Annotated in this window: 14 protein-coding genes and 1 tRNA gene; 6 read left to right on the plus strand and 9 right to left on the minus strand. The window is 40.2% G+C overall.

Annotation, left to right across the window (positions count from 1 at the left end; all coding sequences use genetic code 11):
- Positions 1-71: 71 nt before the first annotated feature.
- Positions 72-148: transfer RNA gene (locus tag L1264_RS19870), tRNA-Asn, on the minus strand.
- A 1,066-nt stretch (positions 149-1,214) separates the two neighbouring features.
- Here L1264_RS19870 and L1264_RS19875 point away from each other — a divergent pair.
- From L1264_RS19875 to L1264_RS19890, 4 genes are read left to right on the plus strand one after another with little or no spacing between them, the layout of a single operon-like run.
- The gene (locus tag L1264_RS19875; RefSeq protein WP_199526225.1) at positions 1,215-2,594 is read left to right on the plus strand and encodes an MATE family efflux transporter; all 1,380 of its coding nucleotides are present in this window, start codon (positions 1,215-1,217) and stop codon (positions 2,592-2,594) included.
- Positions 2,591-4,585, plus strand: coding sequence for an excinuclease ABC subunit UvrB (uvrB, locus tag L1264_RS19880; RefSeq protein WP_235404464.1), 1,995 nt, complete (start codon positions 2,591-2,593; stop codon positions 4,583-4,585). The genes L1264_RS19875 and uvrB overlap by 4 nt, the downstream gene beginning before the upstream one ends.
- A gap of 5 nt (positions 4,586-4,590) precedes the next feature.
- Positions 4,591-5,520, plus strand: a complete 930-nt coding sequence (locus L1264_RS19885; RefSeq protein ID WP_199526234.1) for a class I SAM-dependent methyltransferase — start codon at positions 4,591-4,593, stop codon at positions 5,518-5,520.
- Positions 5,520-6,176: a tRNA (adenine(22)-N(1))-methyltransferase gene (locus L1264_RS19890; protein WP_199526227.1), complete on the plus strand. Its 657-nt coding sequence runs from the start codon at positions 5,520-5,522 to the stop codon at positions 6,174-6,176. The genes L1264_RS19885 and L1264_RS19890 overlap by 1 nt, the downstream gene beginning before the upstream one ends.
- 15 nt (positions 6,177-6,191) lie before the next feature.
- On the opposite strand, the gene L1264_RS19895 is transcribed toward L1264_RS19890, so the two are convergent.
- The 8 genes from L1264_RS19895 to dinG form a co-directional block, all read right to left on the minus strand.
- The gene (locus tag L1264_RS19895) at positions 6,192-6,434 is read right to left on the minus strand and encodes a hypothetical protein (RefSeq protein WP_058583760.1); all 243 of its coding nucleotides are present in this window, start codon (positions 6,432-6,434) and stop codon (positions 6,192-6,194) included.
- 231 nt (positions 6,435-6,665) lie between these two features.
- Positions 6,666-7,553: a DMT family transporter gene (locus L1264_RS19900; protein ID WP_199526228.1), complete on the minus strand. Its 888-nt coding sequence runs from the start codon at positions 7,551-7,553 to the stop codon at positions 6,666-6,668.
- A 72-nt stretch (positions 7,554-7,625) separates the two neighbouring features.
- A complete protein-coding gene (locus L1264_RS19905; RefSeq protein WP_135925381.1) occupies positions 7,626-7,784 on the minus strand; it encodes a DUF2496 domain-containing protein in 159 nt (52 codons plus the stop codon).
- Entirely contained in the window at positions 7,774-8,052 is a 279-nt protein-coding gene (locus L1264_RS19910) for a late competence development ComFB family protein (RefSeq protein WP_135925378.1), read from the minus strand. Before L1264_RS19910 ends, L1264_RS19905 begins: the two co-directional genes overlap by 11 nt.
- A gap of 47 nt (positions 8,053-8,099) precedes the next feature.
- Positions 8,100-8,993: a histone deacetylase family protein gene (locus L1264_RS19915; protein WP_199526235.1), complete on the minus strand. Its 894-nt coding sequence runs from the start codon at positions 8,991-8,993 to the stop codon at positions 8,100-8,102.
- Positions 8,990-9,598 carry a primosomal replication protein gene (locus L1264_RS19920; protein ID WP_135925374.1) on the minus strand — a complete coding sequence of 203 codons (609 nt, stop codon included), beginning with the start codon at positions 9,596-9,598 and terminating at the stop codon, positions 8,990-8,992. Before L1264_RS19920 ends, L1264_RS19915 begins: the two co-directional genes overlap by 4 nt.
- Positions 9,599-10,375 (minus strand): TSUP family transporter, encoded by a 777-nt coding sequence (locus L1264_RS19925; RefSeq protein WP_199526230.1) that lies wholly within the window; start codon positions 10,373-10,375, stop codon positions 9,599-9,601.
- Positions 10,375-12,450 (minus strand): ATP-dependent DNA helicase DinG, encoded by a 2,076-nt coding sequence (gene dinG, locus L1264_RS19930; RefSeq protein WP_235404466.1) that lies wholly within the window; start codon positions 12,448-12,450, stop codon positions 10,375-10,377. Before dinG ends, L1264_RS19925 begins: the two co-directional genes overlap by 1 nt.
- Before the next feature lie 150 nt (positions 12,451-12,600).
- Between dinG and L1264_RS19935 the strand changes: the two genes are divergently transcribed.
- A complete protein-coding gene (locus L1264_RS19935; protein ID WP_199526232.1) occupies positions 12,601-14,949 on the plus strand; it encodes a DNA polymerase II in 2,349 nt (782 codons plus the stop codon).
- 244 nt (positions 14,950-15,193) lie between these two features.
- A partial coding sequence (locus tag L1264_RS19940) for a TonB-dependent receptor plug domain-containing protein (protein WP_235404467.1) occupies positions 15,194-16,783 on the plus strand: 1,590 nt, incomplete at its 3' end.

Here is a 16,783-nt window from a genome sequence, read left to right on the forward strand (position 1 = left end):
GGACCTGCGGATTAACAGTACGTCGCTCTAACCAACTGAGCTAAGGGGAAATCGTGTATGGCTGAAAAACTTGGCTCCCCCTCCCCGACTCGAACGGGGGACCTGCGGATTAACAGTCCGTCGCTCTAACCAACTGAGCTAAGGGGGAAGCGTCATGCCTTTCAACGGGGCGAAATATTAATGACAGCATTGCAAAGTGTCAACATAAAAACTTCATAAATTCAAAAAAGAAGCTTATTCGATGTTTTTATGTTCGATCTGAGCAAAATATGGCTTGAAATCATGTTGGATAGCGCCATTCAGTTAAAGTTTTATGTCGCTAAAACGCTATCATTGCATTTTTTTTGAGCAGGCTTGTGGTTTTAAACGTCAAAAAAGTATTAGTTAAGATGTTTTTTACAATTTAACGGAGAAAATAATTACTTATCTAGTATTTGTATTTATCACAAAACGACAGTACTGAATTTTTAAACACCGGTATGTTTGTAACTGTATCGAGTCGTATTTTTTAGCTGTATTTATCTCACAGAAACGATAGGTTTTTTTGCCAATAAATAAATATGGCAGTTTAACAAAGCTTAACTGGTGATTTTTTAATCATTTAAATCAGTTGTTTAGTTTGAAAAAAAGCTACTGCATCCTTGTTTGTTGTTTTCATTTTTGGTTCAGGCTGTAGAAATTTTTGCTGATTTCTATTGCGGAACAATTAAAAGGCTTAAAATAATACACTTCAGTCTTTAAGCTTAACTCAAAGAACGATAGCTGTTAAAAGCCTTTATATTTGCGGCTTACAGAGAGTTATCCACGATTTCTGTGGATAACTCTGTTTATGAAACTTTAAGAACAGCGTTGATGCCAGAAATATAGGGCGCTCTAGCAATTTCAAGCATTTAATTCAGTTTTTTTAAATCTAATTAAATCAGTGGGTTAATATTTTTACCTGAAGCCATGCTGAATTGATTAGTAAAATTATTTGTGACGATGAAACAATAGTATTTAGTGTGTAAAAAAACAGCGATATCTGCCTTTTAATTGTAATAAAGATATTAATGATGTTTGTATTTTGTTTTTTATAGGGGTTAGTCACTATTTATCAATGAAAGCATCAAAATAAGGAGTTTTATCTATCTCGTTTGTTTCTTTTAATAAAGCATAGCTTGCAAGCCGAGGATCCTTTAAACTTACAAGCTAAGATAAAGAGGCAAAATATTCTTATGAGCGTGACACCGCAGAGCAAATCTAAACCTGATCTTTTAAACTCTCCCATTCTGCCGACCTTAAAGAAAATGACCATTCCGATGATTTTTGGAATGATTACACTAATGATGTTTAATTTGGTAGATACCTTTTTCATCAGTTTACTTGGAACTGAACCTCTCGCTGCGGTGAGTTTTACGTTTCCCGTAACGTTTACCGTTATCAGCCTTGCTATCGGTTTAGGAATAGGCACTTCAGCAGTTATTGCAAAAGCACTTGGCAGCGACAAGCTAGACGAGGCGCGCTTTGATGCAAGTATGTCATTACTTGTCGCTGTTGTTATGGTGTTTTCTTTATCGGTTGTCGGTTATGTATTTATCGAACCTATTTTTAAATTACTTGGGGCTAGGGAGTTAGTACTGCCTTTGATCCATGATTACATGAGTGTGTGGTTTTTAGGCAGTGTGTTTTTAATTACCCCAATGGTCGGAAACTCTGTGCTACGTGCCAGTGGCGATACTAAAACACCGAGCATAGTAATGGGTGGGGCGGGGCTCATTAATGCCATTTTAGACCCTATGCTTATTTTTGGCTTTGGGCCTATCCCCGCTTTAGGAATTCAAGGTGCAGCCATCGCAAGTGTCATAGCTTGGGCAGTGGCAGTAATTATCATCCTTTATATTCTTGCTGTTAAGAATGGGTTGTTAAGTTTGCATGCTGGTTCGCAAACGCCATTGAGCTCAATTCGAAAAGTCCTAAAAATTGGTTTACCTGCGGCTGGCGCAAATATGTTAACGCCAATTGCAATGGCTGTCATGACAGCATTAGTGGCTAAACATGGTCCTGAAGCCGTTGCGGCATTTGGTGTAGGAAGCCGAATTGAATCTATTGCAAGTCTTGTAGTACTAGCTTTGTCGATGACCTTGCCGCCATTTGTTAGTCAAAACTTTGGGGCGGGTAAGTTTGAACGTGTCAAAGAAGCCTACACAAAAACTTTAAAGTTTGTGATGATTTGGCAGTTCGCTATTTATATTTTACTGCTGTTAACCTCTGGTTTTATCGCTGATGTATTTGGTAAAGAGCAAGCAGTAATGGATGTGATTAAGCTATTCATTTATATTTTGCCGCTAAGTTATGGTCTGCAAGGAATAATTATCTTATCTAACTCTTCATTTAATGCCCTGCATAAGCCAATGAATGCACTGATTTTAAGTGTGGTTCGTCTATTTGTTTTTTATGTACCTTTTGCTTATGTTGGCAGTGAAATTGCCGGTTTAAAAGGACTCTTTATTGGTGCAGCCATCGGTAATTTATTTACGGCAGTGGTAGCCTATAAATGGTTCATCAAAGAAGTTGATGGGTTAAGTGAGTCATATATGAAGGAGTGTCATTCATGAGCGACCATTTCCAACTAGTTTCTAAATTTAAGCCAAGTGGTGACCAACCAACGGCGATAGCACAGTTAAAAGATGGCCTTGAGGCTGGGCTTGCTCATCAAACATTATTAGGGGCTACAGGGACGGGTAAAACCTTCACCATGGCCAATATTATTAATGATTTGAATCGCCCAACCATTATCATGGCACACAATAAAACACTCGCTGCACAGCTTTATGGCGAAATGAAAGAGTTTTTCCCGCATAACGCGGTTGAGTATTTTGTATCTTATTACGACTATTACCAGCCAGAAGCTTATGTTGTTGCCAGTGATACTTTTATAGAAAAAGATGCGTCTATCAATGAGCACATTGAGCAGATGCGCTTAAGTGCTACCAAAGCGCTTTTAGAAAGACGCGATACAATAATTGTGGCCTCGGTATCTGCTATTTATGGTTTGGGCGACCCTGACTCATATATGAAGATGATGCTATTGCTGAAAGTGGGTGAAACCGTTGATCAGCGCGATATGCTGCGTCGTCTTGCTGAGCTGCAATATACACGAAACGATATTGAATTTAGCCGTGGCACATACCGTGTTCGTGGTGAAGTAGTTGATATATTTCCTGCTGAATCTGACACTTATGCCGTTCGTGTGGAAATGTTTGACGATGAAATTGAGCGCTTAAGTATTTTTGACCCGCTTACAGGGGCTGTTGAGAAGCACATAGTACGCGCGACTATTTACCCGAAAACGCACTATGTAACACCCCGTGAAAAAATTCTCGATGCCATAGATAAAATTAAAGATGAGTTGAAAGACCGCCGAGCTCAATTACTCAGTGCCAACAAACTTATAGAAGAGCAACGTATTGCGCAGCGCACCCAGTACGATATTGAAATGATGACCGAGCTTGGTTATTGCTCAGGCATCGAAAACTACTCGCGTTACTTATCTGGTAGAACACCGGGCGATCCGCCGCCGACTTTACTTGACTACTTACCTGATGATGCATTGATGATTATTGATGAATCACACGTTACAGTGTCGCAAATTGGCGCTATGTACAAAGGTGACAGAAGCCGTAAAGAAAATCTTGTTGAGTATGGCTTTCGCTTGCCATCAGCATTAGATAACCGGCCATTACGTTTTGAAGAATTTGAAGCCATTGCGCCGCAAACTATTTATGTATCGGCAACGCCAGGTAATTTTGAGCTTGAGCGTTCATCAGGAGAAGTTGCAGAGCAGGTTATTCGTCCAACCGGGCTTATTGACCCAGAAATTGAAGTTCGCCCCGTTGGTAGTCAGGTTGATGACTTACTCTCTGAAATCTATAAACGGGTTGAAGTGAACGAGCGGGTACTTGTAACCACTTTAACTAAGCGTATGGCAGAAGATTTAACCGATTATCTCAACGACCATGATGTAAAAGTGCGTTACTTGCACTCAGATATCGACACCGTTGAACGGGTCGAAATTATCCGCGATTTGCGTGCTGGTGTATTTGACGTGTTAGTGGGCATTAACTTATTACGAGAAGGTCTCGACATGCCAGAGGTTTCACTGGTTGCGATACTTGATGCTGATAAAGAAGGTTTCTTACGTTCTACTCGTTCGCTTATTCAAACCATAGGTCGTGCTGCTCGTCACTTAAATGGTAAAGCGATTTTGTATGGCGACCGCATTACTAATTCTATGCGACAAGCCATTGACGAAACAGAGCGCCGCCGCGAAAAGCAACAAGCTTATAACCTTGAGCACGGTATTGAGCCGCAAGCACTGGTGAAAAGTATCACCGATATTATGGATGTGGGTGAAGAAGCAAGTCCTAAAGATAATCTTAAATTGGTGCGTAAAGAGTCTAAAAAAGTGCTCAGCGCAAAAGATATTGCCAGCCAAATTAAAGCCCTTGAAGCGAAAATGCATGCCTATGCCAGCGACCTTGAATTTGAAAAAGCGGCTTCTGTGCGAGATGAGATTCACGAATTACAACAACAGTTAATTAACTAAAGATGATGACAAACGATTTTTCTGCCATTTTAAATGCATTAGCAGAGGCGCCACTTGCCGCTAATGAATTATGCCGTGTATTTCATGGCCGTGGCCACTCAGTGGCTGAGCTGAGCCACATTAATTTGGATTTTTATCCGCCCGCACTCTTTTTAGTTTCATATGAAGAAATTGAAGAACAAGCACTTGCGCAATTAACAGATACCCTATGGCAATGGGCGCAAGAGAACGCGCCTGAGCTTGTTACTGCATTGGTATACCAGCAACGTAGCGGTATTAATACCCGTAATGCGCTAATGTTTGGCGAATTACCACAAGAACACCTTGTCAGTGAAAACGGCATTAAGTTTAAAGTTGATTTACTGAGTCGCCAAAATACGGGAATTTTCCCTGATATGCGCCGTGGCAGAGAGTTTGTTCAAGCCAATAGTAAAAACGCAAAAGTGCTCAATCTGTTTTCATATACTTGTGGTTTTTCTGTTGCAGCAATGCAAGGTGGTGCTGACCAAGTTATAAATATGGATATGAATAAAGGTGTGCTTCGAACGGGTAAACAAAATCATCAGTTAAATGGTTTTGAGCAAGGTGTTAGTTATTTCCCTCACGATATTTTAAAGTCATTCGGTAAGCTAAAGAAATCTGCGCCGTATGAATTGATCATCGTTGATCCACCTAGCTTTCAAAAAGGCAGCTTTATATTGACCAAGGATTATCAAAAAATTCTGCGTCGTTTACCCGAGCTATTGAATGAACACACCCAATTACTACTGTGTGCGAATAGTCCTGAGCTTTCAGAGCAGGCGTTTAAAGATCTCATTAGCGATCATACGCAAGGGGCAATTAGCTTTGTTGAGCGACTCGCAGCTACCGATGGCTTTGTTGAAGTAGACAGTGATCGTAGTCTAAAAGCTTTAGTTTATAAAACAGCAAACTAATGGCACTAAGTAAACGACTATCAGCCATCGTTGATGTAGTTGATTCAGGTTATGACGAAATCTGGGACTGCTGCTGCGACCACGGTTTGTTAGGGATTGAGCTTTTACAGCAAGATAAAGCACAGTTAATACATTTCGTTGATATAGTGCCTGAGTTAATGCAGGCACTAAATGATAAACTAGAACGCTTTTGCAACGAAGAGCAACGCGGACGCTGGCAGGTGCATTGCCAAGATGTTGCAGCGATTACACCAGACCCACAAAAACGCCACCTAGTTATTATTGCAGGAGTAGGGGGAGAGCTGTTAGTACAGTTTTTAACGAAGATTGTTAGCCAAAACCCAAATACTTACATCGATATTATTGTTTGCCCTGTACATCACAGTTATCACGTTCGCAGTTATTTACAAACACTACAATTAGGGCTCGTGTCTGAGCAGTTGGTTTGTGAAAATAAACGCTTTTACGAAATCATCGTAATGAGTGCGTCATCATCGCAGCTCATCACCCGCATTGGACAGCAAATGTGGCAACTAACAAGTAAAGAGCACCAAGCTTATTTAAAGCAATTATGTGCTCATTACCAACGCATGTTGAATCAAGACGCCGATTATTATCAGCCAGTGCTTGATCAATACAGTGCATTATTATCTTAATTAGAGCTAACTTAATTAAAGTTTATTAATCTCTTGTTTTACGTTGTAGCTTGAATCTGTGACAATGGCTTCGAGCGTTTGCACACGCTCTCTTAACTCTTGCAGCTCTTTTGTCACTTCTGCTACATGCTCGTTCGCTTCTTTTGAATTTTTTAAGGTGCGTGATTTGAATTCGAGATGCTTTTTATACATATCATAAATCACCCCAGATCCCACAGATATCAGCACAATTAACACCACCATGGTAGTACCTGACATACACTTCTCCTTCCTTTTTAGTACCCAATACCAATTCACTATAATACTTAATCATTTTGAGGGATTAAACCTGTCGCTAACTGCGTTAAAAATTTCTCATTTAGAACAACTAAATAACGAAATTTTTGCCTTGTTATCAACGAGGTTTTATTGCCTCAAAATAGACTACTTAATTAAGCGAATTGGTATAATAGAGTATAGATTGTATTTAAAAATGCAATTTGCATTCTGTTACAAGGTGTTTCGTTTTAAAAACGGCTTAATACGGATAAAGCCAGTGACCAGCATGGTGCCTGCTATAACACACAGTGCGCCAACTAAGGTATTCGGCCCAATTTGTTCATCTAAAATTAGATTACCCCATATTATGCCAAATAGTGGAATCAAAAAGGTAACAGTCAGTGCTGAGGTTGGGCCAATATCATCAATCAAACGGAAAAACAGGATATATGCTACAGCAGTACACAGCACACCGAGTGCCACTACACCAAGCATAACTTGGTTACTTGGCATTTCTCTGGCAGGAATAATAAAAATAAGCGGGAGTACCATGATACTTGCCGCCCACATACTGCCATGCGCGTTATCAAAAGCAGACAACTTTGGTGCATGTTTGGTGTAATGGGATGCAATGGCATAACTGAGTGAAGCACACAGCGCAGCAACAATTGCCGTGATGGCTTGGCTGTCGATAGTGAGACTATTTTGCCCCACTAAAATGGCCACGCCCGTTAAACCTAACAGCAAGCCAAGCAGCATACTTTTAGTGGGTTTAGTTTTGCTCCAAATAATACCGACGATGGCACCCCAAATTGGGGTTGTTGAGTTTAATATTGATAAGGTTGAAGCGTTAATTGTTTGTGCTGCATAAGCAAACAATAAAAAGGGAATGGCGGAATTAAGCGCACCAATAATGAAAAAATGCTTTTTGTGAGTCGCGAAAGCCAGTTTCTTGCTTAAGTACAGCGCAAAAATAAACAGTGTTATTGCTGCAAAGCCGACTCTTAGCTCAATTAATATCGCAGGGCCTAAGCTATTAGCTGCCATGCGCATAAATAAGAAGGAAGCGCCCCAAATAGCAGCAAGGATGAACAGGCGTAATAAACTTGGCAATGACATGGTTTTACATTCTTAATTTTTAAAACCTGAGCATAACAAATTTATGCCCCAATACTCGCCATTTTCGGACTATTAATCAGTTGATTGTGGAAGTTTTTTTTCGAAGTCAGATTTAACGATTTCTAATGCTGCTAAAACGTCTTCGGCAGGCACATCGTTTTGCTCTAAGAGCATAATGAGATCAACAGCGATTTTTATGTAGTCAGGAGCATTTTCTAAGTCACTGCTCATTCTGTAATTCCTTTTTTTTCGCAACTTGGCTGATGGCTACATCGATAGCTGTTTGTACGCGTTGCTCCATTTTTATTCGCTCTGTTTGTGGTAAATAAAATTCCATATCAACGTCATAGCGAATATAGCGAGCAGGTAATTGATTAAGTACGGTACAGCATAAATCCGCCATAATATCATCATTATACAACGAATCTAACTTGCGCTTAGCGATATCTTCAATAACAAGTTTTTCATAGTAATTGTGGATGTCATCATGCAATTTCATATACCAACAACCTAGTAGAAAAGTCATATTTAAGTGTATACCAAGCCTTAGAATAAATCGACAGCGGCTCTAAAAAGCTGACCATGAACATCAACCAAACGGCTTACATTTCGTTGATAGCCACCGCCCATGGCTGCAAAGAGTGGGATTTTTGCTTCCTTTGCTTGGCTTAATACTAAATGGTCACGTTGATACACGCCCTCTAAACTGACTTGAAAGTGTCCTAGCTCATCATCCGTTGCGATATCTGCGCCGGCGTTGTACAAAATGATATCAGGCTGGTGGAGTCTAATTGTTAAGGCTAATGCTTGATTTACTGTCTCAAGGTATTCAGCATCTGAGGTGCCATGCTCTAAAGCAAAGTCGTAATTTGATTGCTGCTTGATACGCGGAAAGTTTTGCTGGCAATGAATAGAGCAGCTAATGATTTGAGGGTGTGCTTGTGTCACTTCGGCTGTGCCATCACCTTGGTGAACGTCACAGTCAAAGATTAATACGGTATCGGCTTGTTCGCTCTCAATTAAGTGTGCTGCGGCTATTGCTAAGTCATTAAAAATACAAAAACCACTACCATAGCTCGTAAAAGCATGGTGATAACCGCCACTTAAGTTAAATGCAGCACCTTGTTGTAGTGCAAATTCAGCACCTTGAATACTTGCACCGACAGAATAGAGTGTTCGTTCGACTAAGGCTTCAGACCAAGGAAAGCCCATTTTTTTTATCGCTTTGCTGTCAAGGCTACCTGTTAAAAAAGCGTCGACATAATCAGGGTCATGGCATAGAGCAAGCTGGGCGCGAGTGGCTTTTTGTGGGGTAATGAAGTGCTGCTCATCAATAAAGTCGCTAACAAGCTGCCTTAACATGCGATATTTTTCAATCGGAAAGCGGTGACGCTCGGGTAAAGCTAACGCTGAATAACTTGGGTGGTAGTAAAACATTATCTCAGCTGCTGTTTTTCTACTTGTTGAATTTTATCTTCAGTGGCTGAAATTGCTTTTCGACAGCGACCCAAACGAGCGTGTAAAGCTAAGATCTCTTTATTTATTTCAGTGGCCTTTGCTGGGCTAGCTGCATCAAGTTTAAGCTTTCTTTCTTCAATCATTAAAACTAAGCGGCGCTCAAACTCATGGTTTTGCTTGAGCTCATCGTAAAGTTCATGTGAAGACTGCATGATCTTTTTAACAGCTTGTTTATATATTTGTGGCTTGCTCTTGGGTTTAAAACTGTATTTGTTCTCTTTTGCCCACACAGGTGTTGATTTAATAACATTAAAAACAGCCTGAACTTGCTGTGCAATTCGCTCTAAAGCATATTGGTAAGCATGGCGATGTTCTGCTGGGGGCAGGTTAGCTAACTCTTCTTCTATTTCAGCTACATAATCTGCAAGTTTCATACTTTTAGTCGCAAATACTGCCTTATCAAACAAACTTGGTTGTGCCTGCATGTAGCGATTTTTAGCAAATAGGTTGCCGTTATCAAATTGGCTTGCTTGATGTTTAAGCCTAGATATTTGCTCGCATAGTTTGTCAAAAGCAGGAGAATGCATTTACAAATAAGCCTCATAGATTAACTTTAATGCTAACACTATAACCACAGTATTAAATACTGGGCGGATCATTTTACTACCAAATTTAATTGCTGAATGCGCACCTAACCAGGCACCTAACATTAAGAAAAAGCCCATTGTTATACCAAGCAAAAAGTTCACATGGCCCAGCGCAACAAAGGTGATCAATGAAATAAAGTTTGAAACAAAATTCATTGAACGGGCAAGGCCACAGTTAAGCAATAAGCTCATTTTATATAATAGGCTATTTGATGCGGTCCAAAAGGTACCAGTACCTGGGCCTGCTAAGCCATCAAAAAAACCAAGTCCTAGACCTTGCAGCCATTGTTTAACTTTAGTTTTACCATCAAGCTCAGGTAACTCGTTATGCTCAGTTGTACTTAAACTGCCAAATAAGCTGTAACAAGCGACTAAAATAATCACCACCGGTAGTAATTTATTTAAAAATTCAATACTTAAGTAATCAACCACTAAAGTACCTATGAGTGCACCAATGGCTGTTGCAACAATGGAAGCAGCCCAAAACCGTGGGTTGAACAACTTTTTCCGAAAATACGTTACGCTGGCCGTCAATGAACCAAAACTTGCTGCAAGTTTATTGGTCCCTAAGGTGAGGTGGGGCGGTAAGCCTGCGGTTAATAGCGCGGGTACTGTTAACATGCCACCACCGCCTGCAATTGCATCGATAAAGCCCGCTGCTAGTGCGACTGCGCATAATAGTGCCCAGGTTGTTGGGTCTAAAGCTAATTCAAACATTAATAATCAATTTGTCTTTTAAAAGGTGGCAAGGTATCGAGCATGGCTTTGCCATATCGCTTGGTCACTAGTCGGCGATCAAGGATAGTAATGCGACCCTGATCATTTTCTTTGCGCAGCAGTCTACCACAGCTTTGTACTAATTTCTTTGCCGCATCAGGTACGGTTATCGAAAGAAACGGGTTGCCACCTTTACTTTGCACAAACTCAGCCTGAGCTTCTTCTATTGGTGAGGTAGGCACCGCAAATGGAATTTTTGTTATTACCAGGTTTTCTAAGTACTTACCTGGTAAATCAAGACCTTCAGATAAACTTTGAGTGCCAAATAAATAGCTAGCACGGCCTAAATCTACATTGGCTTTATGTTTTTTCAATAATGCTTCTCGAGACATTTCACCTTGCACTAAGATCTCAATTCCTTTGCTACGCAGCGCTTTAACAACATGATCCATTTGCCAATAAGAGGCAAACAACACTAAATTAGCTTTTTTATCATCAAGGAACTTAGGTAATTGCTCAGCCAAGTGGTCGCTAAACGCTTTATCGGTCGGCTCAATATGACTTGCAGGAATATGCAACGTCGCTTGTTTTGGGTAATCAAACGGAGAAGGGACTTTTATGTATTTTACGCCTTCTTCTTTGGCAAGACCGCATTCATAGGCAAAGTGATCAAATGAACCCAATGCAGTTAAGGTGGCTGAACAAAGTACGGCACCCGCACATTGATTCCATAATTTATCTTTTAGGTAATAGCCAACTTCAATAGGGCAATCACTGAGTAAATGGTCGTGATGGTTCTTATATTCCAAGCGTTTTATCCATCGCGCATGGGGAATACCTTCGCCTTTTGTGGCGTAGCTAAACCACAGCTTGTTCAATAACTCTAAGCGATTAATGTACTGACCACTTTCAGCCAAGATTGGATCAGCCACATAAGGTTTTATATCGCCATCACTTACGTCTTGAACTAAGGTGTCATGCATCTTGTTGAGTGCTCTTAGGGCATCAAGGGTGGCATCGCTAATATCTTTTGCTTTGGCATGTAAAGAAGCAGGGATTTCACCATGTTCAAAACGATAGGTGTCATCACTGTTATAATTAAAGTCTGCGTTATCAAGAATATCACGCACCACTTTTAAGTTTTTACCAGCATCATTGATACTGTCACTGAGCTTAAAATTTTGCCCAATCGCTTTTTGACCTACGAGCACATTAGCCATTTTACCAGCAAATTTAACCAGCTTGTCGAGCCAATCTATGGTGCCTTTAATGGTTGCTGCAGCAGAAGAAAAATCGCGGGTGATGTGCGCTAAATGGTGCGCTTCATCGATTACATAAATCGTATCGTCAGGTTCAGGTAGAATTTTACCGCCACCCAAATCAAGATCAGCCAGTAATAGAGAATGGTTGATCACTAGCACATCCATTTGCATCAGACGCTGACGCGCCATATGAAAAGGGCAGAGCTGATGAGCGCGCATTTGTCGTTGGCATGAGTGCTTATCACAGGCAATTAAATTCCACACTTTATCAGGAATAGTATCAGCCCAGCTATCGCGGTCGCCTTGCCATTGCTTTTTTGAATAAGCATCATAAAGTTGCTTTAAGCATTTGGTTTCCATATCTGAAAGCGGCGATGATAGGGTCGGCATAAACTCCATTTGCGTTTGACTGTTGCCATTTACTGCCGCACTGAGTTTTTGCGCACATATATAGCGCTGTCGGCCTTTCACTAAATCAAACTTAATATCAAGGCCAGAGTGTTTTTTAAAAAAAGGCAGTTCTTTATTGATTAACTGCTCTTGTAGGGCAACGGTGGCCGTCGAAATCACTAATTTCTTTTTTTTGGCCATCGCCAAAGGCAATGCACCTAAACAATAAGCCAGCGACTTGCCGGTACCTGTACCAGCTTCAATAACACAGATGCGTTGGCTTTTGTGGTACTCGCCAGCCAGCGTTTTTGCTATTTCGGCAACTAAATAGTTTTGACTACTTCTAGGGCGGTAATCGGCGAGGTTATCAGCAACATGCTTATGAATTTGCCGAATTGTTTTTTTTAAAGAGTCAGAAAGCATGCCCAGATAACCTAAAGTATGTATATAATTACAGTAATGAATTTTAGAGATTTAACTGGGCAACTACAAGCGACTTGTTACTTTAATTAGCTAATCCACTTAGCTTTGTTTAACTAAAATGCCTAAATTTCCGAAAAAAGGTCTAATAACATGCAGTTAGTTTCTGGCTTTATTCTTTCCACCCAATGCTATGATAGCGCTAAAGGCATTTCTATTGTGGTGTGGATATTATCTCAGCAGGGGCCTGTAAAGCTAATTAGCTCTTTACAACACGCTGTGTTTTTTATTAATAAATCACAATTAGACGCTGCAACAAGCGTGTTCAACGAGTATGGGATCATCTGCGAAATTAAGCATGTGAAGCTTAAAAGCTTCATGCAGCAACAAGTGGTTTCTTGTTATTTCTCTTCATTGAAACATTATTACAACGCAGCTAAACGACTCAAAGCACAGCATATAAAAGTCTATGAAGATGATATCCGCCCAGTCGATAGGTTTTTAATGGAGCGCTTTATCAGAGGATCTGTTTGGGCCAAAGGTCGTTTAATTAAAAGCCACCCATATCCAGTATTAACTGATGCTAAATTCAAAAAAAATAGCGAGTTTACGCCTCGATTCTCAAGCTTGTCACTCGATATTGAATGTAATGGTGAGGGAGTACTATTTTCAGTTGGCTTAGTGGGCGAAAACATCGATATGGTGTTAATGATAGGACAGCCACAAGATACCAGTGAACTGCCATTTATCATTCAATGGTGTGTTGATGAAATTGATTTACTAGACCACCTTTGCTCGCTTATTCAAACTATAGACCCTGATGTGATTATAGGTTGGAATGTCATTGAGTTTGATTTTACTGTATTACATGCACGTGCTGAAGCGCTTGGGGTTGAGTTACCTTTAGGGCGCAATAAAGAAAAAATGCAGTTGAGAGTTGGTAGCTTTACCCGCTTAACTATACCTGGTCGGGTTGTGATTGATGGTATCGATACCTTAAAAAATGCAACCTATCATTACGATAACTTCAGTCTTGCCAATGTAGCAAGCATTGAGCTTGGCGAAGATAAACTGATTAGCACCGACGACCGTCTTGCTGAGATCATTCGTCAGTTTAATGAAGATAAACTTTCACTTGCGAGTTACAACAGACAAGATTGCATTTTAGTACTGCGTATTTTTGAAAAGCTTAGGTTACTCGATTTTGCAGTTGTACGAAGTCAGTTAACAGGTTTAGAGCTTGAAAGAATGGGGGGATCTGTTGCCGCTTTCACTAACCTCTACCTACCTTTATTACATAGAAGTGGCTATGTAGCTCCCAATTTGGGGGATCATGGCCTAACATTCGACAGCCCCGGTGGCTATGTTATGCCATCACAACCAGGGCTTTATAGAAATATACTCGTGCTCGATTACAAAAGCCTGTATCCATCGATAATGAGAACATTTTGTATAGATCCACTTGGCTTGATTGAGGGTTTAAAAAGCCCAGAAAATGCAATAGAGGGTTTTAATCAAGCGCTATTTTCACGAACCGAACATCATTTACCTGAACTGATTCGAGAGCTCGCTGCTAAAAGACAGGTCGCCAAAGATAATGACCAACCTATGCTCTCGCAGGCGATTAAGATCATTATGAATAGTTTATATGGAGTGTTAGGTTCAAAAGGGTGCCGCTTTTATGATCCACGCTTGTCTAGTTCAATCACTCTGCGTGGTCATGAAATAATGCAAACTACCAAGCAGTGGATTGAAGAATGGGGCTATGAAGTAATTTATGGCGATACTGACTCGACATTTGTGAAATTAGTTGATGAGCTGAATCCTCAAGACTGTAATGAAATCGGTACGGAACTGGCAAGAAAAATAAACATACGTTGGCAGCACGAGTTACAACAACATTATAAAATAGACAGTTTTTTAGAAATTGAGTTCGAAATCCACTATAGCCCTTTTTTTATGCCCACGATTAGAGGAAAAACAACGGGTTCTAAAAAGCGATATGTCGGAAATGTGGTTAAAGATGGAATTAGCGAACTTGTTTTTAAAGGAATGGAAACAGTCAGAAGTGATTGGACTGAATTGGCTCATCAATTTCAAAGAGAGCTTTTCAATATTTTATTTAGTGAACAGAATAGTCAGGATTTAATAATCCAAGCATTTGATAATTATGTCAAAAAGCTTTATGCAGGTGAATTTGACTCAATGCTAGTCTACCGTAAACGATTAGGGCAGCATTTGACAGACTATCAAAAAAATATCCCTCCTCATGTTAAAGCAGCTAAGCAATATATAGTTAAAAATCCTACTGTTAGCTTCAAGCGTGGGCAAATAATTGAATATGTGTACACCGATTGTGGCGCTGAGTACTACACAGGTAAACATCATTACGATTATGGTGTTTATGTTAATAAGCAATTGTTGCCAATAGCTGAAATGATAGTTGCAGATTTGGGTGCTATTGTTTCATTTGGAAATAATAAGCAAATTCGAATGTTTTAAGGTCTGAATATTGCTTTTGTCCCTATTTTTAAGGGTTTTAGATAGAAATGTATTTGTACGAATTTTGCGCGATAGATTAAAGTTTGGTTTCATTTGTGGTTTTTTATTAATTTTTTATAAACAAATGTCTGGATATTTTGTTTAATTTGTTTATTATTTGTTGGTCGCAGTCCTGATGTGATAACAAATAATAAACAAGCTTATGCTAAATATAGCCACAATATAGTGGTCCAGGGAGAATCAAATGTTAAATAAAAAAGTTTCTAAAGCAGTTCGCTTAGCGATTGCTTTTGGTGCTGCATCAACAGCTGCATTTTCTGCATCGACTGTTGCAGCTGAAGACGACAGTGCAGAGAAAGTTGAACGCATTCAAGTAACAGGTTCACGCATCAAGCGTACTGACCTTGAAGGTGCATCACCTGTAATCAGCATCACATCTGCTGATATCAAAATGGAAGGTGATTTCACTGTAGCTGACGCTCTTCGTTCAAGTTCATTGAACTCATTCGGCTCATTCTCAGAGCGTTCAGGTAGCTCTGCTCAGTCTCAAGCAACTATTAACTTACGTGGTGCGGGTTCACGCCGTACACTTGTGCTATTAAACGGTCGTCGTTTCCCAGGCTCACCAACATTAGGTGGTGCGTCAGCTAACTTAAATGCTATTCCTATGGCGGCAGTTGAGCGTATCGATATCATGACTGAAGGTGCATCATCTATTTATGGTTCTGATGCAATGGCTGGTGTTGTTAACGTTATCCTAAAAGACAACTATGAAGGCTTAAGCTTCAACGTTGGTGCTGGTCATCGTGATCAAGACGAAGGAACAACGTCTTCAGAGTTCTCAGTAGTAGGTGGTATCTCAAACGATAAAGGTAACATCACGTTTGCATACGATTACCAAAAACGTGAAGGTATCAGTGATGGTGCACGTGATTACACTAAAGCTAAAATCGGTGATTTAGATGGCGATGGTGATATCGAAGCGTACACTGCAGATACTGTTGGTTGGTCTTACTACGGTGCAACAGTTCTTTCTCCTGACTTCTCACAAGCAAAAGCATCACTATTATGTGATGACTTAATTGCAGAGTACGGTGAAAATACGTTCCGTCGTGTAGATGCAAATGAAGACTGGGGTCCAGGCTCTGAGTATTGTATGTATGCGTTTGCAAACGTATCTTACAACACAGCATCAATCGACCGTAACACATTATACATCAGCTCTAACTATGAAATCGCTGAAAATGTAGAGTGGTTTGGTCAAACAATGTTTGTTCAAAACTCATCATTTGGTCGTTATGCTCCTCCAGCTGCTCCTTGGACTGGTATGTCTGCAGACAATGAGCACAACCCATACGGTGAAGATGGTGCATACGGTTTATTCCGTTGGGTTGGTATCGGTACTCGTGACGGTAACGTAGACGACTACAACATCGATTTAACAACTGGTTTACGTGGTTTCCTTGATTGGAACAATGCTTCATGGGAAGTTTACTACCACCGTAACAAAGCAGATAACAAATCTGTTGGTCAATACTACCTTTCTTATTCTGGTTTAGCTTATAACCAAGCTAATGATATTGATTTAGGTTCAGATGAAGGTGTTGCAAACATGAAAGCAACAACACTTCAAGAATCTTCATCGACTTTTGACCAATACTTTGCTGGTATCGGCTTCGATTTATTCGAATTACCTGGTGGTCAAGTATCACACTACGTAGGTATGGAATATTTTGAGCAAACTTATGCAGATATCTACGATGGTCAATCAGCTGCTGGTTTAATCGGTGGTTCAGCAGGTAACTCATCACAGGGTAAACGTGATGTAACAGCA

Source organism: Pseudoalteromonas sp. APAL1 (assembly GCF_021532475.1).
GTDB classification, from domain to species: Bacteria; Pseudomonadota; Gammaproteobacteria; order Enterobacterales; family Alteromonadaceae; genus Pseudoalteromonas; species Pseudoalteromonas lipolytica_C.